This is a genomic window from Mycolicibacterium sp. 624 (genome assembly GCF_040548615.1).
Taxonomy (GTDB): Bacteria; Actinomycetota; Actinomycetes; order Mycobacteriales; family Mycobacteriaceae; genus Mycobacterium.
Window position 1 is genome coordinate 761110 of record NZ_JBEPRZ010000002.1, and the last position, 19259, is coordinate 780368.

A 19259-nucleotide genomic window follows, 5' to 3' on the forward strand; every position below is an offset into this window, starting at 1 on the left:
CGCGGCCAACCGCGACCACCTGGATGAACAGCGAACGGGCCGTCTCACCCGCCCTTGTGTGCCGTCCGCTCGTCCTCGCCGCCTTGCGACGGCTCAAAGGGCTCATCGGTCTCGTCGGGAGCGGGGCGCTCGGCTCTCAACACGGCCGGACGCAACCGATCCGGCAGCATCCGCAGGGCCGCCGCGAAGGCGAGGACGAGCGCAATCGCACTACCGGCGACGATGACCGCAGATGCCGTCGGGAAGATGTTCTCGAGAAGCATGTAGGCGCCGAAGAGGAGGAACAGCGCGGCCGCGGTGATCTGAATGAGCCGCTCGGGCAGGTGCTTGCCCGCGACCGCACCGACGATGATGGCCAGCCCGTCGGCGACCACCATGCCCAGAGTGGAGCCGATCCAGACCCCCAGCCAGTCGTTGTCCGCGGCAAGGGTGATGGTCGCCAGCATCGTCTTGTCGCCGAGTTCGGCCAGGACGAACGCCGAGGTGACCACGAAGAACGCGGGCGCGGCGGCCCGCTCGGCACGTGAGGCCTCCTCATCGGAGAGCGAGTCGCCCCGCAGGGTCCACAGCCCGAAGAAGATGAACGCCGCACCGGCGATCAGGCCGAGCAGATGCGTCGGCAGTGCGGCACCGAGGTAGTGGCCGATGGCAACCGAGAGGACATGCACTGCGGTGGTGGCGGCGGCGATGGCAGCCAGGACGACCCACCAGCGGTAGCGCAACGCGAACATCATCGCCACCAGCTGGGTCTTGTCGCCCATCTCGGCCACGAAGATGACGGCGAAGCTCAGCAGTAAGGCAGCTAGCACCCTCGACTCCTAGGTCGGTGGCTGCCGTTCCGGGGGTTCAGTAGACGCCTCCGGCCGGCAACCGGAACGGTTGTACGGCCGAAGGTCTCGCCCACCGGCCGCTGGACCGGTCCGGGTAACCGGGCCACGACCGGCTGTTGCCGGTTGGCCAGTATGTCGACTACCCGATTGGGGGCTACTCCCCTTCGCTGACCCGAGCCTACGCAGACACAGCCCACACACGCAACTTGATGTGAGTGAAACCTCGTTGGTTGCAACACTTTTGGAGCACCAAAGATTGTTTTCGGGCACCCTGAAACTATTGGCAGAGTGCCCGGTATCTCGTTGCAGGCTCGCCACCGGTCGCGCGGAATGCTGTCGAATTGCCTCTGCAGACCTGGTCATCGGGCATATAACGGTTACTGATGACGGATGTCGGGGGCATGCGTGCGGACTCGGGGTCGTCGGTGAACCGTTTCGGACCGACGGCACGGGGGTCATTGTTCCGGGATCGACACCGATGACCTGCCCGTATTGCGGTTCCGACGTGGATGCGAGCGGCATATGTGGTCGCTGTGGGCCGGCGCATTCGTCGACCTCCTTGTCGGGGTGGCGCTCGGACCCCACCGGGCGATACGAGGGTCGTTACTTCCTGGCCGACCATCCGACGAACCGTGTGCGCAACGGCAAGGCCGAGTCGAGCGATCCTGTCGGCGGGAAGATGCTGCCGGCCTACCTCGAGGTGCCGAACCCTCGGTCGAGCATTCGCTCGACGTGGTTCGCAACGGGCGTGGCCACTGCGATTCTCGCCGTGGCGGCAGTGGTGACGTGGGTGCTGCTGCTGCCAGACCGTTGGTCACCACCGCCGCCCGAAACCAGGTACCTCGCAGCGCTCAACGATGCCGGGCTGACCAATCAGTTCAACTCCGACGCCAATGCCGTCGCGCATGGGCGGCAGGTGTGTCGCCGGCTCGAAGATGGTGAGGCTCAACAGGGACTACCCGCCGACAAGATCGCCGTCGACGCGTTCTGCCCGCAGTTCACCCACGGTTTTCATGTTCTCGAAACAGCATCAGTCTCAGGCATCTTCATCCTCACGGACAGTGCGGGCTTGAACGGTGTCGCGTCCGACGGAACATCGTGCGAGGGAGCGGACGGATACTCCGACGTCAGCGAGGGCACCGGCGTGACCGTCAAGAACGGCAAGGGCGAGATCCTTGCCACCACATCGCTCGGGCAGGGCAAGGGAACCACCGCCGAATGCACGTTCTCCTTCAGCTTCCCGGTCACCGAAGGCGAGGACCGCTACGTCGTCTCCGTCGGACGGCGAGGCGAGTTCAGCTATACCTTCGAACAGCTTCGAGCCCGCGGCGTTCAAGTACGCCTCGGACACTGACGCCTATCCCGATTCGAATGCGCCTATTTGAGCATGCTTCCGGCGTCCACCGTCATGGTCAGGCCAGTGATGAAGCGCGCCTCGTCGGAGGCGAGGAACAGCACCGCGTTGCTGATATCGACGGGCTCCACCCAGCCGATCGGGAGCACGTGCATGAACTGCGCAGCGACGGCCAGGTCGTCTGGACCCGGGTTCTCGAGGTCCGGCCGGAAAAGCCGCATCGTCCCCTCGTTCATGAACAACGGAGTGTTGACGTTCGTCGGGTGAACCGAGTTGACGCGAATCGAATGCTGTCCGAGTTCGACTGCGAACGTGCGCATCAAGCCGACCACCCCGTGCTTTGCGGCGATGTAGTGACCGGTGTGCGGGTAGGCCTTCAAGCCGCCGACCGAACTCGTGAGGATGATCGAACCGCCCTCACCCTGAGAGATCAGGTGCGGGACAGCCGCTTTCACGGTCTTCCACACACCGGACAGGTTGACGTCGATCATGTCGGTCCAGTCCGCCTCGCTGGTGTGATCCAGCGTCTGCCCGCCGTTGCCGATACCCGCGTTCGCGCAGATGATGTCGAGCCGCCCCAGCTGCTCGACGCCACCGTCGACCGCGGCCTTCACCGCGTCATAGTCGCGCACGTCCACCTCGGCGGTGACGATGCGCCGATTCAACTGCTTGACCAGATCGGCCGTCTCGATGAGGTCCTCGGGGGTCGCCGGTTCGATCTGCGTGTTGTTGCTCACCGGACCGCAGATGTCCACCGCGATGATGTCGGCGCCCTCCTCGGCGAGCCGGACCGCATGGCTGCGACCCTGGCCGCGAGCCGCCCCGGTGATGAACGCAACCTTGCCCTCTAGCCGACCGGACATGTGTCCCTCGCAATCACTCGTTGGAAATTGATCGATCGATCAGGAACATTCGCACGGGCGACGAGGGTTGTCAATGGCCGAATCAGAGCGCGCGCACCAGCCAGGAACCGTGCTCCGATGCCGCCCTCGAAGAGTCCAGGGCGGTGTGAGGCGAACGAATTTAGCCGCGAACCGCCGGGACGGGTTTGGTGAGTAGGTCGATATGGCGCTCGACGAGCGCACGTAACTCGTCATGTCCCGTTGTCACACCGACCGCCATCTCGTTGCCGAGACTGCGGGCCGTCTGCGCGACGAGCATCGCGATGGCGACCGGCGGGTAGGCGTCCAGATCGACACCATTGGCACGCATCACCATGGTGACGGCCGCCGTTTCGATATCGCGAACCCGCTCGGCGTACGCCTTGAGTTCGGCACCGATCACCTTGCGGTGGTTGGCCAGGGCCATGAACTCCGTGTTGAGCACGGTCCCGCGGGCGTCGCTGTTGATATGCCAGAGCGCGCGGATCGGGTCGTCGTCAGTCAACGCCGTGCGCATCTGAGCCAGCGCCACGTCGGCGCCAGCTTTCAGCACCTCGAGGAACAGATCGTCCATGGTCGGGAAGTAGTAGTAGACCAGCGCCTGCTTCACACCGGCCATTGCCGCCACCCTTCGCGACGTCGCGGCGGCATACCCCTCGTCGTGCATGATCTGCGCGGTCGCCTCGATCAGACGCAGTCGCGCTCCGCCGTCATCCGACTTCGCCTTTCGGGATGTCGCCACTCAACGGCCCAGCCGACGTTGGCTTGACCGACTTCCGCGGCCCGTGATAAGCATGCAGCACCTTACCATTTTGGTCGATCGATCAGTTTTTTCGCCACGGCCCCGCGAGAGCGAGGAGAAATGATGCCCGCCGGAAGAAGCGTCCGCGTTGATCCGCGACTCTGTGAAGCGCATGCGCTGTGCATCGACATCGCACCGGAAGTCTTCGAGCTCGGTGATGACATCGCCGTCGGCGACGAGTCCCCGGACGCCGCGCGGCATGACGACGTCGACGCCGCCATCGCCGCCTGCCCCCGCCAAGCCATCAGTTGGGTTGACGCCCCGCTGACCAACAACTTCGGAAGGCCCATCCAATGACTGAACTGGCTGACGTCGACTACTTCAGCAACGCTGAGATCGCGCAGGATCCCTACGCCTACTACGAATACCTGCGCAGCCAAGGTCCGGTGTTTCAGGAGCCACACCACGGCGTCGTCGCGGTAACGGGCTACGCCGAGGTCATGGCGGCCTTCAAGGACGTCGACTCCTTCTCCGCGGTCAACGCGATCGGCGGACCGTTCCCGCCGCTGCCCTTCGAGCCGGAGGGTGACGACATCACAGCCCAAATCGAGGCGCACCGACACGAGTTCCCGATCTTCGAGCACATGGTCGTCATGGATCCGCCGTCCCACGAGAAGGCACGATCGCTGCTAAGCAAGCTCCTGACGCCACGCCGGCTGAAGGAGAACGAGGACTTCATGTGGCGGCTCGTCGACACGCAGCTCGACGAGTTCATCGACAACGGCCATTGCGAGTTCCTCTCCGAGTACGCAAGGCCCTTCGCGACCCTGGCCATCACCGACCTGCTCGGAGTGCCCGAGGAGGACCGGGCCGAGTTCCGCCGCGCCCTCGGCGCGGAGAAGCCGCAGGGCAACCGCGTCGGAGCGCTCGATGGCGAGGCCGTCGGACTCAACCCGCTTGAGTACCTCGACGACAGATTCAGCGGATACATTGCCGACCGGCGTCGGGAACCGCGCGACGACGTGTTGGGCGGCATGGCCGCCGCGACCTATCCCGACGGCTCGACGCCGGAGATTCTGGAGGTGGCCCGGCCGGCCACATTCCTCTTCGCCGCTGGGCAGGAAACCGTCACGAAGCTGCTGAGTGCGGCCGTCCAGACACTGGGTGACCAGCCGGAGCTTCAGGATCAACTGCGCGCGAATCGCGACCTGATTCCAGCCTTCATGGAGGAGGCGCTGCGGTTCCAAAGCCCCACCAAGGTCGACTTCCGGTTGGCCCGTAAGACAACCACTCTCGGCGGAGTGCCCATCAAGGCAGGGACGGTGTTGATGCTGTGCCTAGGGGCGGCCAATCGCGATCCGGTCAAGTTCGACGATCCACACCTCTTCCGTTTGGACCGCAAGAACGTACGGGAGCACATCGCGTTCGGCAGGGGAATCCACACCTGCGCAGGCGCACCGCTGGCACGCGCTGAAGGAGTCGTCACCGTGCACCGCCTGCTGGACCGCCTGCGCGACATCACCATCAGCGAATCCAGGCACGGCGCGCCCGGTCAGCGGCGATACGCCTACGAGCCGACGTTCCTCTTGCGCGGACTCACCGAGCTGCACGTCGAGTTCACCGCGCAACGGTGACACGACCGTTCGCGGCAGAAGCAGTGCCAGCCTCAGCCCATACCGATGCGAATGTTCTTGGTCTGCAGGAACTCGTGTAACCCGTCGAGACCGCCCGTGCGTCCGAATCCGCTCCGCTTGTAGCCGCCATAGGGTCCCTGCGGGGAGATGAGACTCATCTGGTTGACCCACACCGACCCTGACTCCAGTTTGCGCGCGAAGCGGTGGGCGCGGGTGAGGTCGCGGGTCTGCACGAACGCGTTGAGCCCATACGGGGTGTCGTTGGCGATGCGCAGCGCATCGGCTTCGTCGCGAAATCTGATGACCGAGACGACCGGACCGAAGGTCTCGTGTTGGGCGAGCGCGGATGCGTTGTCGACGTTGCCGAACACGGTCGGCTCGATGTAGTAGCCCTCGGCGAGTTCGCCGCCGATCCGGTTACCACCCAGGAGCAGTTCACCTGAGTGTTGCGCGACGGCTTCATCGATGACGCCGAGGATCCGGTGCGCCGACGACTCGGTGATGACCGGCCCGAAGAACACGGTTGGGTCGAGGGGGTCACCCACCTTTGCCGAACCCACCGTGCCGAGGAACTTCTCGAGAAACGCGTCGTACACCGACTCCTGCACCAGCACACGACTCGCGCAGGCGCAGCTCTGGCCGGACTGCATCAGTGGACCCTGATGGGCCGACATCGCCGCCGCCGCATCGAGATCGGCGTCCTCGAAGATGACGTTGGCGGACTTGCCGCCCAGTTCGGCCACCACCGGGGTCAGGTTGGCGGCGGCCGCCACCAGCACACGCCGCGCGGTCACATCACCACCGGTGAAGTGGATCTTGCGGACTCCCGGATGTCGAACGAGAGCCTCACTCCCGTCGGCATCCGCGGGCACGACGTTGACCAGTCCGGGTGGCAGGCCGGCTTCGACGCACAGCTCGCCGAACCGCACCGCGGCCAGGGGTGCCAGTTCCGAGGGCTTCAACACCACCGCGTTTCCCGCCGCCAAGGCGGGCGCCACGCACGATGCCGCCACCGCAAGGGCACCGTTCCACGGAGTGATGACACCGACCACGCCGTACGGTTCGCGCTCGATGAGGTTCACGTCGAACGACCCGTTGACCGGGGAACTCGTGCCGTGCGGTTTGTCGACATAACCGGCGAAGTGACGAAGGAACCACTCGAGCATGTGGGCGGTACCTGCGAAGGCGACCGGGACCGCATAGTCGTGCACGTTGAGCAGCGCCAGCTCGTCAAGATGCTCGTGCACGACGTCGGCGAGGTCGATCAGCATGTCCCGACGACGATCCACCGTCAACGTCATCCACGCCCGCTGCGCGTCCCAGGCCGATGCGACGGCGCGATCGATTTCGGCCGCCCCGGCCAACGGAACCGTGACGTTGGTCCGCCCGGTGGCCGCGTAGATGTGCTCATAGCTGCCGCCGGAGGACTGCTCGATCAGCTCGCCATCGATCAGCAAGCCGACTGTCAATGACGACGCGGGCATCACCGCGGCGCGCTCGCTGCTTCAGTCCGCCATTCCTCGAGAACGCGTTCCTTCTGTCGTTCGACCTCGTCGTTGAGGTGTGATCCCTTCGCCCAGCCGTAGTAGGCCGCGAAATGCAGGGCGAGTTCATCCATTTCGTCGAACGAGATATCGCGACTCTTCAGCGCCGCATACACGTGGCTCAAGATCGGGTATGGCGCATCCTGGAACGCCACGCACGCCACCGTCACGAGCCTTCGTTCCTTCATCCCGAGCCCCGGGCGAAGCCACATCTCGCCGAAGACGAAGTTGAGGATGCCGGCACCGGAGTATGGGTTGTCGCGAGTGGGCACATAGGGCACGCAGTTGACGTCGCGGAATGCCTGCTCCCCGGTGGCCAGCCGCGCCTCCGGATCACTCGGTGTGGTCAGCGGCAGAAGCGCATCGGATGGCGGTACGGGCTGCCCGCGATCGCGGTGGATGCGCTCCCACTGCTCGTCGACCACCATGTTGAATCGGGAGGCCTTCGGCCATCCGCTGTACACGGCGAAATGCAGTACCACTTCCCGGATTTCGGCGATGGTGATGTCACCGCTGTTGAGGGACGCATACACGTGATCGCGCAACGGTCCCTCGGCATCGGCGGCGGCGACGCAGGGTAGCGTCACGAAGCGTCGATTCCGGCGGCTGAGCCCAGGCCGATCCCAGACCTCGGCGAAGACGAAGTCGATCATGTTCGCCGTTGCTGGCGTGGAGGCGGCGGGCGCCGGGAACGTCATTACGTCGGAGAACGCACGCCTGCCCCGCTCGGCCCGGTCGGTGTCAATCGTTGTCATCGTTGGCGCTTTCTCGTGAAATCCAGCTCACCGCAGGGTGACGCCGGCATCGACTTTGAACTCAAGCCCGGTGACGTATCGGGATTCATCGGAGATGAGGAACAACACCGCGTTGCTGATGTCGATGGCCTCGGCCATGACGATCGGCATGGCGTTGAGGAAGATCGGCACCAGGTCCGGCCGCTGTTCGGCGAGCAGGCCATGCAACGAGGCAGGCTGCATCCCGGTCTCGACCCCGGTGGGGTGCACCGTGTTGACCCGGATATTCTGAGCCGCAAGCTCATTGGCAAGAGCCCTGCTCAGTCCAACGACGCCGTGCTTGGACGCCGTGTACGGGGTGTGCAGTGGCGTGCCCTTCAGGCCAGCAGCTGAGCTGATGTTCACCAGGCTGCCGCCGCGCTCCACCAGGTGCGGCAGAGCGGCGGCGCAGGTGTTCCACGTGCCGATCAAGTTCACGTCGACCACGGTCCGCCACTGCTCCGGGGTGGTGGTGTCCCAGGTGCCGACGGTCAGCACGCCGGCATTGGCCACCGACGCATCGAGTCCGCCCAACTCGGCGACACCCTCGTCGACGGCGGAGGCCAAAGCCGCCGCATTGCGCACATCCACGACGTGGACGCTCGCGCGCCTGCCGTGCTTCTCCACGAGGCGTGCTGTCTCATCGAGGTCTTCCCGCGTGGCCAGCGGATACTCGACGTCGGGCAACGACGCACAGATGTCGACGAGGATGAGGTCCGCACCCTCCTGCGCCAACCTCACGGCGTGGCTGCGCCCCATCCCGCGCGCCGCACCGGTGACCAGAACCCGCTTGCCGGCTGCCCGGCCGCTCGCCGCGGTCACAGCTTGTTGCAGAATCCGGCGTCGACCGGAAACGTCACTCCGGTGACGTACTTGGCGGCGTCGGAGACCAGGTAGGCGATCGCCGCGCTGATGTCCTCCGGTTCGAGGAGCCCGACCGGCATGGGGTTCTGCAGGTGCGGCCCGCCGTCGGGATAGTTCTCCAAGAACGACGTCATCGCCGGATTCGTCGCCATCATGGTGTTGACCGCTGTCGGATGCACGGTGTTCACCCGGATGCTCTCGGGGGCAAGCGCATTGGACAGCGTCCGCATGAGTCCGACAATGCCGTGCTTCGATGCGGCGTACGCGAGTCCCCCGCCCTGCAGACCGCCGAAGCCTCGCAGGCCCGCGGTCGAACTGGTGAAGACGATCGATCCCCCGCGCCGGCCGGCGAGCAGGTGGGGAATGGCCGCCTTCGCGGTGTGGAACGCCCCCACCAGGTTGACGTCAAGCACGTCGGTCCACTGCTCGAGTTCTTCCTCGATGGTCAATTCGCGGAACGCCATAGTCGCGATACCCGCATTGGCACACACGATGTCGAGGCGCCCGAAGTGCCCGACGCCTGCGCTGAGCGCGTCGTTCACCGCGGCGAAATCGCGGACGTCGGCCACCGCACCGAGCATCTTGCCGCCCGCTTGCTCGACCATCGCGATCGTCTCGTCGAGTTCGCCGCGGTTGGCCATCGGATAGCCGTTGGACGGGATGTCGGCGCAGATGTCGACACCGATGATGTCGGCGCCTTCCGAGGCCAGGCGAACGGCGTGGCTGCGCCCCTGACCACGCGCCACTCCCGTAATGAAGGCGACCTTGCCGTCTAGTGAACCCATCGATCCTCGCTCCGTTGCAGTCGTCACACCCAAAGGGCGATGTGACCTGAGTAACCGTGTTACACCCCGGTACGGTAACCTTGTTACTCACGATCGGCAAGGGGGTGTCTCGACGATGGTCAGTGCCGAAGCGAGCCGCGCTGACACAGGTGCGCAACGCGACCGGATTCTCGACATCGTCGCGGTACTGCTCGAAACCGAGGGATACGACGCGGTTCAACTCCGCGAGGTCGCGCGCCGCGCCCGGACCTCGCTTGCCACCATCTACAAGCGCTACTCAACCCGCGACGAGCTGATCCTTGCCGCGCTGCACAGCTGGATGGACGAACACCGGTACGCCGGCTTGGTGCACCAATCTCCTCCGCCCGGCGAGTCGGTATACGAGGGGATGATGCGCCTGCTGCGCTCGATCTTCGAACCGTGGGAGGACCATCCGGCGATGCTCACGGCGTTCTTCCGCGCGAGGGCCGCCTCAGGCGGTCAGGAACTCTTCCGTCGGGGCCTCGACATCACCGTTCCATCCTTCATGGGGGTACTCGCCGACGTCGACGAGGAATTCGTTCGCGACCTCGAGGCCATACTGTCCACGGTGATCTACGGCCTCCTGGGCCGATTCTCAGCGGGGGAACTCGACATCGCAGAGATCGTCCCCGTTCTCGACCGCACGGTGTATTGGCTCACGACGGGATATGACGCGTCGCGGGGCGTTCAGGACCGCCTCGGCCACTGACGTCTATTCCCACACAACTGGCGGACGTGCAATATGTGGAGTGTTCGGTATTCGTCGAAGCACACGTGATGTCGGGACTCGCTGTTCCGCCAAGGAAACCGTTTCCGACGTGCTGGACGTTACGGAATTCCTCGACCGGGACTGCGCCGTGGCATCCTGGTAGCCACGATGGGAGCAGAAGCAGACTGGACCATACGTCCCCGCGAGGGGTTGGGCCGGCTCAAATTCGGCATGTCGCCGGCACAGGTGGATTCACTGTCGGCGACGTACGGCACCATCACCGGTCGCGGTGCTGATCGCATCGCCGACGACATGCTGCGCGAGACGCTGGAGATGTTCGGCGACGCGATGAGCGACGACGAGAAACAGGCCCTCATCGCCGAGTACGCGGACACCGGCCCACCCGCAGACAGCGTGACCGAAATCCGCGGTGACCTCGTGTTGAGGTACGAGTCCGACCGCCTCTGCGAAATCATGCCCGCCAGCCCACGACACCCACTGTTCCTCGCCAGCAGGAACGTCTTCGCACTACGCGGTCTCGAACCACTGGAGTTGCTGGAGCGGCTGAACAAAAGCCCCGGGCGCTATGCCGACACCGAAGCGGTGTTCGACAACCTCGCCATCGCGGTGAACGGGTTCAGCGTCAGCAATTCAACTACCGGTGTGCTGACACTGGATGACTCCGACGAGCGTTTCCAGGAACGGACGGCGACCTTGCGGGAAGTTCCCTATCTCCCTGAGCAGGAGATGCACCGCTACGTCCTGCACTCGTTGCGGACAGTCACTGATCGGCCACCCCGGTACAACTGACACGTGCTCCGTCTCCACGCGATCAAAACCGAGTCCGGCCAGTAACCGCGCACTCCACCGAACTCCAGGTGCCGCGGAACCCGCTTCAACGAATCCCGCGCAAGCCTGGAGTGAGAAGCGAACGTTCACAGTGAATTTCACGTCACACTATTCCCACACCACCTCGTCGGGGCTCTTATCCGGTCGCATACCGCGCCAACTGGGCTGCCGCAGCCGCCCATCGGTCGTCCGCTCGCTGTAGCGCACCTCCCCCACCAGTTCTGGCCGCACGAATGTCACGCCCTTGGCATCGGGGCCGGTGAGTCGCTTGGTGAACGGTGACTCGTCGGTGTGCAACGGCGCCAGCGTCTTCTTGAGCTTGGCAAGGTCCTTGTCGGTGAAGCCCGTGCCGACACGTCCCGCGAAGTGCAGCCCGTCGTCCTCGGGAACGCCGATCAGCAGCGCACCGATGCCGCTGGTCCGGCCGCCCTCGCCGGCCCGCCATCCGCCGATCACGACTTCCTGTGTGCGCCAGAGCTTGTCCTTGATCCACGACTGCGAACGTCGGCCCGGCTGATAGGTGGAGTCGCGTTTCTTGGCGATCACGCCCTCCCACCGGTGCTCGCGGGCGTACTCCAGCGCCGCGGCTCCGTCACCGGGCAGCTGCTCGGGGACGATCAGTCCGCCGCCCTGCGCAAGCGTCTCGAGCAGCTTGCGACGGTCGGAGTACTTGGCCCGCAACAACGATCGGCCGTCGAGCTGGAGGATGTCGAAGGCCCAGAACTCGATGTTGCTGTCGGAGCGGCCGCGGTTCTGCATCAAGCCGAAGCTCGGCACCCCCGCCTCATCGAGAGCCACCACCTCACCGTCGAGAATGACGTGATGGTCGGCAAGATCGGCGGCCAATGCCCGCAGCTGCGGATACTCGTGCGTGACGTCTCGGCCGCGTCGCGAGCGCAGCTGTAGCTCACCGTGATTGGCGTCGACCAGCAGCCGGTAACCGTCCCACTTGCCCTCGAATGCCCACACGATCGGCGTCAGCCTCTCCACCGAGCCGTGGGTCGCGAGCATCGGGGCCAGATCCTCCGATGCAGCGGCCGGCTGCTCCTTCATCCGGTGGGCCAGCCAGTTCTTGCCACCCGTCTGGATCAGCGCGTAGCGACCCTCGATCTTCGACCCATGCAGCGTGACGATGACCTCGCCCTTCTTACCGTCCACGCTCTCGCCGTCGACCCCGGGGTCCCGGAACTTCTCGGACTCATACGTCCCGGAGTCCCAGACGATGACCTCACCACCGCCGTACTCCCCCTTGGGAATCGATCCCTCGAAGGTGGCGTACTCCAGCGGGTGGTCCTCGGTGTGCACGGCGAGGTGATTGACCGAGGTGGTCTCGGGCAGATTCTTCGGCACCGCCCATGACACCAGCACGCCGTTGCGCTCCAACCGGAAGTCGTAGTGCAGCCGACGAGCATGGTGTTCCTGGATGACGAACGTGTTGTCATTGCCGGTTACGGGCGATTCGCGCGGCACCGGCTCGGGCGTCTTGCCCGCGTCTCGCATTCCCCGGTAGGTGGTGAGTTTATCTGGTAGCGGCGCACTTTCGTCCAGACCCTCCAGCAGATCGCCGTCACGCTCGACGCGCGCCAGCACCTCCTCGAAGCTCAGGTGCCTCAGGTCGGGGCCCTCGATCTCCTCCCAGGTCCGCGGCGCCGCCACGGTAGGTTGGTCGCGACCGCGCATCGAGTACGGCGCAATGGTGGTCTTGGCGGCACTGTTCTGGCTCCAGTCGAGGAACACCTTGCCGGTGCGCAGGCTCTTGGTCATCGTCGCCGTGACCTGTTTGGGCATCGCCTGCTCGAGCTGCACGGCGATGCGCTTCGCCAGCACCGATGCGCCACGCGAACTCACCGGGTCTGCAAGCGGCACGTAGAGGTGCAGGCCCTTGCTCCCACTGGTCAGCGGGTAGGTGGTCAGACCGATGTCGGTGATGAAACCACGCACCTCGTGAGCGACCTCGCACAGTTGACGGAACGTCACACCCTCCCCGGGGTCCAGATCGAACACGATGCGCGTCGCGTCTCCTGGCGTGGCTTTGTCATCTCCCACCCCGCTTCGCCCGCCCGCGCCGACGAACCGCCACTGCGGCACGTGCACCTCCAGCGCCGCCTGTTGCGCGATCCAGGCCAGCCCCTCCTGGCTGTCGATGATCGGGTAGGTGGTCGTTCCTGACTTGTGCGTGACCGAACCACGGTCCAGCCACTCGGGTGCCGACGAGGCGAGTTGCTTCTCGAAGAAGTCCGGCTGTCCGACACCGTTGGGCCAGCGCTTCCGGGTGACCGGGCGCCCAGCGATATGCGGCAGCATCACCTCGGCGATGGTGACGTAGTACTCGAAGATCTCGGCCTTCGTGGTGCCAGTGGCGGGATACAGCACCTTGTCGGGGTTGGTCAGTTTCACCCGCCCGCAACGCTCCACCCATCCAGTATGTCCGGAGTAGCATTCACCAGGTGGGAAAGCGCGCGTTGGCGGCACTGCTCCTGAGTGGGGTAGCGCTGCTGGCAGCGCCGGTGGCCGGTGCCGATCCGCAAGATCTGGTGCCCTACTGCTCGGGTGATCAGACCCCGATGGACAGCAACTGCCGGACCAGTTCGTCGCAGATCTTCACCAACGCACCGTCCGGCGTCAGTCCCGACCTCCCCTTCGGCCTCAACCCGGCCGAGCAACCCGTCACCTGATCGTCAGTCGCCGTCGTCGTCGTCTTCCGACAGCACCGCGAACGGTTGTGTCGGAATCTCGGCGATCGCCAACTTCGCCGCGGAGTCCACGGGTATGCCGTCGCGTGCCAGCGCGGCAAGCGCTCTGGAGGTGCCGACGTCGTGGCCGGCCCTCTCGCTCAACAGCCAACGCACCTCCAGCAGATCGCAGTAGGCCTGGATCGGTGTACCGGCGCGGCCCAACGCGGCGTGTGCCAACTGCTCGGTCGGGGTCACCACCTCGATGACCCACAGCCGCGCGGCGGTCGACTCGTCGACGTCGTGCCCGGCCTCGAGGCACAGCTGCGCCCGATACGCGTGCAGATCGCCTAGCAGGATGCGGGCCTGCCCCTCCCCCACGTCCAGTCCGGTGAGATCCCGCAGATGCCGCGCGTGGTACCGACGGTCGCCCACGGCGACGTGCACGCGGAGCCGGCTCGGATCGGCGCTGTCGGGTTGCAGCGAGAGTTCATCGACCACGAAGCCGAGGTCGTTGAGCGCCCGGATGGTGCCCTCGACACGATAGCGGTCGGTGAAGTCCAGCACGGGTGCGGCGTGCAGCAGATCCCACAACGTCTCGTATCGGACCTGCACCTGCTCAGCCTCGGCAATCAGCGTGTGGTGCAACGACTCCGGCTGCTCGAGCCGCTCAGCCATGTCGAGCATGCCCATCGCCACGTTCTCCACGAGGATCTCGAGATCGTGCCGACGCTGACCGCGACTCAGGGACGGATGCACCTCGGACGTCTCGGCATCGACGAGCCATGCCTGCAGCAGCTGACCGTCCCGCGAGAACAGCGTGTTCGCCAATGAGCAATCGCCCCAGAACACTCCGTGGCGATGCAGCTCCACCAACAGCCCGGCCATCGCGTCCAGCAGCCGCGCCCTGTGCTTGGGCTGATCAGGAGGCAGCCGCATGAACAGCCGGCGGTACTGCCACGAACCCTCCAGATAGCGAGTCAGCAGGATCGCCGTCTCGAACTCGGGCTGCAGCACCAGACCGGCGGCACGCACGGCCGGCAGCCCCATCTCCTCGAGCCGACGCAGCACGTCGTACTCCTTGACCGCGACCCGCGGCGGCATGTCCTTGACCGCCCAGAGATGACCGTCGGCCTCGACGAACTTCACCAGGTGGCGACTCGGACCCACCGCGATATCGCGCAGCGCGACGTCGGGCACCAGCCACCGTTCCAGCGGACGGTCCCATGGCAGCGCGAGCAGGCCGGGAGTTGGTGCGCGGAGCCGCAACTCAGGTGGCACGTCAGCCGATGCGCTCACCGGTGTCCGGATTGAACATGTGCACGACGCCCTCGGGCTTCTTGCGCAGTTCCACGGTCTCGGCGAGACGGGCCGGCGTGCGGGACAACGATCGCGCCACCAGGTGCACACCGGGGCTGGCGTGGGTGTACAGGTAGGTTTCGCTGCCGAGATCCTCGACGAGGTCGATCACGACGTCGATACCACCGCCGTCGGACACCTCAAGGTGCTCGGGCCGGACGCCGACGGTGACCTCGGACAGGCCGGCGTCCTGCAGAAGCGCCAACTGGTCGCGTTCGAGTTGCAGTGTGGAGTCGTCGCCGATCTTCACGCCGGCGCTGACGATCTGCCCCGTGACCAGGTTCATCGCGGGCGAGCCGATGAAGCCCGCCACGAAGGCGTTGGCGGGCTTGTCGTAAAGGTCTGCGGGCGAGGCGAACTGCTGCAGCTTTCCGTTCTTGAGCACCGCCACCCGGTCGCCCATTGTCATGGCCTCGACCTGGTCGTGGGTGACATAGACGGTGGTGGTGCCCAGCCGGCGCTGCAGGGCGGCGATCTCGGTACGGGTCTGCACTCGCAGCTTGGCGTCGAGGTTGGACAGCGGCTCATCCATGCAGAACACCTGCGGCTCACGCACGATGGCACGTCCCATCGCCACGCGCTGGCGCTGACCACCGGAGAGCTTGGCTGGTTTGCGGTCCAGGAACTCGGTGAGGTCGAGCATCTTGGCGGCCTCCTCGACCTTGCGGCGCCGCTCATCCGAGGAGACGCCCCGAAGCTTGAGCGCGAAGCCCATGTTCTCGGCGACGGTCTTGTTCGGGTACAGCGCGTAGTTCTGGAACACCATCGCGATATCGCGGTCCTTGGACGGCACGCCGGTCATGTCCTTACCGCCGATCTCGATGCTGCCCTCGTCGATGTCCTCGAGGCCGGCCAGCATCCGCAGCGCGGTGCTCTTGCCCGAGCCGGACGGGCCGACCAGGACGACGAACTCACCGTCCTTGATGTCGAGGTTGAGCGAGTCGACGGCGAGCTTGTCCGAACTCTCGTAGATGCACGATGCGTTGCGGTAGGTGATTGCGGCCATTGTGATTACCTTTCAGTACTTTTGGCTCGAAGTGCTCTGGTTACTTGATGGCGCCGAAGGACAGGCCGCGGACCAGCTTGTTCTGCGCTACCCAGCCCGCCAGGATCACCGGCAGAGCGGCCATGGTGGCCGCTGCGCACAACTTGGCCCAGTACAGGCCCTCGCCGGCGATGAAGCCGACCATGAACACGGGCATCGTCTGGGCCTGCACCGCGGTAAGACTGACCGCGAAGAAGAACTCGTTCCAGGCGAATATCACGCAGATCAATGCGGTCGCCGCGATTCCCGGCGACACCAGCGGCAGGATCACCTCACGCACCGCACGCCACAGACTGGCACCGTCCAGGCTGGCGGCCTCGAGCAGTTCACCGGGCACCTCGAGGAAGAACGACCGCATCATCCACACCGCGATGGGCAGGTTCATCGAGGTGTACAGGATGACGAGCGCCCAGATATTGTCCAACAGACCGATATTGGAGACGATCACGTACAGGGGGACGATCGCCGCGACAATCGGCAGCATCTTGGTGCTCATGAAGAAGAACAGCGCATCCTGGGTCTTGCGGACCGGCCGCAGCGACAATGCGAACGCCGCGGGAACACCGAGGAGCAGCACCAGGATGGTCGATGCGGTCGTGGCGAACAACGAGTTCAGCAGGCCGGTGGCGACACCCTGATCGAAAACCGCCCGGAACTGATCCAGGGTGGGTGTGAAGAAGAACTTCGGCGATGGGGTGTAGGCGTCGACCTCCTGCTTGAACGACGTGAGCACCATCCAGAACACCGGGAAGAAGAAGCCCAGGCCGACGATCCAGGCGACCACGCCCCAGGCATCGAACCTGCGGCGCTTGACCTTTCGCTTCGCGACCGGCGCGTCTGCCACGGGCGCAGCTGCTTCAGTAGTAGTCATCAGGCGGCCTCTTCCTTGCCGGTGAATGATTTGAAGATCAACCGAAGCGCGAAGCTGGCGATGATCATGGTGAAGATGACGACGATGACGCCCATGGCCGCGGCCTGGCCGATGTCGAATCCGAGGAACGCACGCTGGTAGATGTAGAACGGCAGGTTGGCACTCGCCGTACCCGGACCGCCCTGCGTCATCATGTAGATCGCGTCGAACGTGTTGACCAGATAGATCGCCCCCAGCACCGTGCCCAGCTCGATGAACCGGCGCAGATGCGGCAACGTCAGCTCCCGGAACAACTGGAAGCCGGTGGCTCCGTCGACCCTGCCCGCCTCCAGCTGGTCACGCGGCATCGAGGTCAGACCGGCCAGAATCAGCAGCATCATGAACGGCGTCCACTGCCAGACCAGGTTGATCATCACCGAGGTCAACGGGAACTGACTCACCCAGTCGATTCCCCCGAGGCCGAACGGTTTGAGCACCCAGTTGACGATGCCGTACACCGGATCGAGCATCGCGGTCTTCCACATCAGCGCTCCCGCAACGGGTGTGATGAGGAACGGCGTGATGAGCAGCGTCCGGACGATGCCGCGGCCGAGGAACGCCCGGTCCAGCAGCAGCGCCAGCAGCAGCCCCAGGATCACCGAGATCAGAACGGTGCCGACGATGAGGATGACCGTGGTGAGGGCGACCTGCCAGAACGTGCTGTCCTGGATGACGTCGAGGTAGTTCTTGAGCCCGACGAATTTACTGCTACCCGGCCGCACCAGGTTCCACGACAGCGTCGAGTAGTACAGCGTGAACAGGAACGGGATCTGGGTGACGACGATCATGAAGATCAGCGCAGGCAGCAGCGGCCCCCGCAGGCGCCACCCCTCCGCCCGGGAAACGCCAGGGTCCTGTTTCTGTTTGATCCGCGCGACGTGTTCGGAGTCCTGTTCGGCGGCGCGCTGCTCCGATGCGTTCAGAGTGGTCATGACTTCTCCTTGTACGTATCGCCGACGACCTGTGCGTACTTCTGCGCCTGAGCCAACGCCTCAGGCACCGTCTTCTGGCCTGCGATGGCAGCGCTGATCTGCTGGCTGACCCTGGTGCCGAGATCCTGGAACTCGGGGATGGCCAGGAACTGAACTCCGGTGTAGGGCACCGGTTGGACGGTCGGCTTGTCCGGGTCGGCCGCCTCGATCGACTCCAGCGTCAGCGGGCCGTATGCGGCGGCGGCCTTCTTGTACTCGGGAATCTCGTAGGTCGAGAGCCGGCTACCCGGGGGCACCCGCTCCCAGCCGAGGGTCTCCCCGACCATCTTCAGGTACTCCTTGCTGGTCATCCAGGAGATGAACTTCCATGCGGCCTCCTGGTTTTCGCTGCTCTTGGGGATGCCCAACGCCCAGCTGTAGAGCCAGCCCGGCTTGGCCTTCTCCACCTTCGGGGCGAAGGCATAGCCGATCTTGCCCACCACGGTGCTGGAATCCGGGTTCTCCAGCACCGACACCGCGGACGTGGCGTCGTACCACATCGCGACCTGGCCCTGCGCGAGCTGCGTCGCGCACTCGTTGAAACCGCTTGTCGCGGGGCCGGGTTCGCCGACCGATCGGACGGTGTCGACGTAGAACTGCACGGCCCGCTCGACCTCCGGGCTGGTGAGCTGTGCGTTCCACTCCTCGTCGAACCAGCGCCCACCGAAGGTGTTGATCACGGTGTCCAGCGGCGCCAGCACCTCGCCCCAGCCGGGCTTACCGCGCAGGCAGATACCGGCCCTTTCGGGGGTGTCGAGCTTCTTCGCGGCGTCGGCGACCTCCTGCCAGGTGGGTTCGCGCGGCATGGTGATGCCTGCTTGCTCCATGAGGTCCTTGCGGTACATCAGGAACGACGACTCGCCGTAGAACGGCACCGCATACATCGAGCCGTCATAGGACAGCGACTGCCGCAGCGACGGAATGAAGTCGTCCTCGTCATAGCCGGGCGTCCTCGCCGCGAACTCGGAGAGGTTGACCAGCCAGCCGTTCTCGGCCCACTGCGGCGTCTCGTAGTTGCTGATCATCACGACGTCGAACTCGCCGCCACCCATGGCGGTGGAGGCGGTGATCTTGGCACGAGCCTGGTTCTCCGACAGCGTCACGAAACGCAGTTTGATATCGGGGTTCTCGGCCTCGAACCTGCTCGAGAGCGCCTGAGCGTCGGTCATCTGAGAGTTGGACACCAATGCGATGGTCACGGTGTTCCCCGAGGAGCCCATGCTGCCGGCGCCAGCACAGCCCGCGGTGAACGTGAGACCGACAGCGGCGACGCACGCCGCGAGTCGATGCAGCACCCTTCGTTTCGCTTTCACTTA

Annotated in this window: 19 protein-coding genes; 6 read left to right on the plus strand and 13 right to left on the minus strand. The window is 65.1% G+C overall.

The genetic code is table 11. From position 1 onward, the window contains the following. Positions 1-44: 44 nt before the first annotated feature. Complete coding sequence (locus ABIA65_RS10645) at positions 45-809, minus strand: TMEM165/GDT1 family protein (RefSeq protein ID WP_354523473.1); 765 nt, start codon at positions 807-809, stop codon at positions 45-47. Positions 810-1308: 499 nt separating this feature from the next. Here ABIA65_RS10645 and ABIA65_RS10650 point away from each other — a divergent pair, with 499 nt between their 5' ends. Beyond that, entirely contained in the window at positions 1309-2184 is an 876-nt protein-coding gene (locus ABIA65_RS10650) for a DUF732 domain-containing protein (protein WP_371746965.1), read from the plus strand. A gap of 23 nt (positions 2185-2207) precedes the next feature. Here ABIA65_RS10650 and ABIA65_RS10655 read toward each other — a convergent pair whose 3' ends face one another. Next, positions 2208-3047, minus strand: a complete 840-nt coding sequence (locus ABIA65_RS10655; RefSeq protein ID WP_241403348.1) for a mycofactocin-coupled SDR family oxidoreductase — start codon at positions 3045-3047, stop codon at positions 2208-2210. 160 nt (positions 3048-3207) lie between these two features. Then, positions 3208-3807, minus strand: a complete 600-nt coding sequence (locus ABIA65_RS10660; protein ID WP_241403347.1) for a TetR/AcrR family transcriptional regulator — start codon at positions 3805-3807, stop codon at positions 3208-3210. A 120-nt stretch (positions 3808-3927) separates the two neighbouring features. Between ABIA65_RS10660 and ABIA65_RS10665 the strand changes: the two genes are divergently transcribed. Both ABIA65_RS10665 and ABIA65_RS10670 read left to right on the plus strand, forming a co-directional pair. Next, the gene (locus ABIA65_RS10665) at positions 3928-4164 is read left to right on the plus strand and encodes a ferredoxin (protein WP_241403346.1); all 237 of its coding nucleotides are present in this window, start codon (positions 3928-3930) and stop codon (positions 4162-4164) included. Then, complete coding sequence (locus tag ABIA65_RS10670) at positions 4161-5441, plus strand: cytochrome P450 (protein ID WP_354523474.1); 1281 nt, start codon at positions 4161-4163, stop codon at positions 5439-5441. Before ABIA65_RS10665 ends, ABIA65_RS10670 begins: the two co-directional genes overlap by 4 nt. Before the next feature lie 32 nt (positions 5442-5473). Here ABIA65_RS10670 and ABIA65_RS10675 read toward each other — a convergent pair whose 3' ends face one another. From ABIA65_RS10675 to ABIA65_RS10690, 4 genes are read right to left on the minus strand one after another with little or no spacing between them, the layout of a single operon-like run. Further along, positions 5474-6925 carry an aldehyde dehydrogenase family protein gene (locus ABIA65_RS10675; RefSeq protein WP_354523475.1) on the minus strand — a complete coding sequence of 484 codons (1452 nt, stop codon included), beginning with the start codon at positions 6923-6925 and terminating at the stop codon, positions 5474-5476. Continuing rightward, the gene (locus ABIA65_RS10680) at positions 6925-7740 is read right to left on the minus strand and encodes a carboxymuconolactone decarboxylase family protein (protein WP_241403343.1); all 816 of its coding nucleotides are present in this window, start codon (positions 7738-7740) and stop codon (positions 6925-6927) included. The genes ABIA65_RS10675 and ABIA65_RS10680 overlap by 1 nt, the downstream gene beginning before the upstream one ends. 27 nt (positions 7741-7767) lie before the next feature. Further along, a complete protein-coding gene (locus tag ABIA65_RS10685; RefSeq protein WP_305853333.1) occupies positions 7768-8580 on the minus strand; it encodes a mycofactocin-coupled SDR family oxidoreductase in 813 nt (270 codons plus the stop codon). Further along, positions 8577-9407 (minus strand): mycofactocin-coupled SDR family oxidoreductase, encoded by an 831-nt coding sequence (locus tag ABIA65_RS10690; RefSeq protein WP_354523476.1) that lies wholly within the window; start codon positions 9405-9407, stop codon positions 8577-8579. Before ABIA65_RS10690 ends, ABIA65_RS10685 begins: the two co-directional genes overlap by 4 nt. 115 nt (positions 9408-9522) lie before the next feature. Here ABIA65_RS10690 and ABIA65_RS10695 point away from each other — a divergent pair, with 115 nt between their 5' ends. Beyond that, on the plus strand, positions 9523-10137 hold the full coding sequence (locus tag ABIA65_RS10695; protein ID WP_354523478.1) for a TetR/AcrR family transcriptional regulator: 615 nt from the start codon (positions 9523-9525) through the stop codon (positions 10135-10137). 168 nt (positions 10138-10305) lie between these two features. Beyond that, the gene (locus tag ABIA65_RS10700; RefSeq protein ID WP_354523479.1) at positions 10306-10947 is read left to right on the plus strand and encodes a hypothetical protein; all 642 of its coding nucleotides are present in this window, start codon (positions 10306-10308) and stop codon (positions 10945-10947) included. Between the two features lie 147 nt (positions 10948-11094). On the opposite strand, the gene ABIA65_RS10705 is transcribed toward ABIA65_RS10700, so the two are convergent. Beyond that, the gene (locus tag ABIA65_RS10705; RefSeq protein ID WP_502919543.1) at positions 11095-13401 is read right to left on the minus strand and encodes an ATP-dependent DNA ligase; all 2307 of its coding nucleotides are present in this window, start codon (positions 13399-13401) and stop codon (positions 11095-11097) included. A gap of 32 nt (positions 13402-13433) precedes the next feature. Between ABIA65_RS10705 and ABIA65_RS10710 the strand changes: the two genes are divergently transcribed. Further along, positions 13434-13661, plus strand: coding sequence for a hypothetical protein (locus ABIA65_RS10710; RefSeq protein WP_241403336.1), 228 nt, complete (start codon positions 13434-13436; stop codon positions 13659-13661). 3 nt (positions 13662-13664) lie between these two features. On the opposite strand, the gene ABIA65_RS10715 is transcribed toward ABIA65_RS10710, so the two are convergent. From ABIA65_RS10715 to ABIA65_RS10735, 5 genes are read right to left on the minus strand one after another with little or no spacing between them, the layout of a single operon-like run. Then, positions 13665-14957 carry a DUF4032 domain-containing protein gene (locus ABIA65_RS10715; RefSeq protein WP_354523481.1) on the minus strand — a complete coding sequence of 431 codons (1293 nt, stop codon included), beginning with the start codon at positions 14955-14957 and terminating at the stop codon, positions 13665-13667. Further along, complete coding sequence (locus tag ABIA65_RS10720; protein ID WP_354523482.1) at positions 14941-16023, minus strand: ABC transporter ATP-binding protein; 1083 nt, start codon at positions 16021-16023, stop codon at positions 14941-14943. The genes ABIA65_RS10715 and ABIA65_RS10720 overlap by 17 nt, the downstream gene beginning before the upstream one ends. A gap of 40 nt (positions 16024-16063) precedes the next feature. After that, positions 16064-16933 (minus strand): carbohydrate ABC transporter permease, encoded by an 870-nt coding sequence (locus ABIA65_RS10725; protein ID WP_241403333.1) that lies wholly within the window; start codon positions 16931-16933, stop codon positions 16064-16066. After that, a complete protein-coding gene (locus ABIA65_RS10730; protein ID WP_241403332.1) occupies positions 16933-17904 on the minus strand; it encodes a carbohydrate ABC transporter permease in 972 nt (323 codons plus the stop codon). The genes ABIA65_RS10725 and ABIA65_RS10730 overlap by 1 nt, the downstream gene beginning before the upstream one ends. After that, the gene (locus tag ABIA65_RS10735; protein ID WP_241403331.1) at positions 17901-19256 is read right to left on the minus strand and encodes an ABC transporter substrate-binding protein; all 1356 of its coding nucleotides are present in this window, start codon (positions 19254-19256) and stop codon (positions 17901-17903) included. Before ABIA65_RS10735 ends, ABIA65_RS10730 begins: the two co-directional genes overlap by 4 nt. Positions 19257-19259 lie beyond the last annotated feature (3 nt).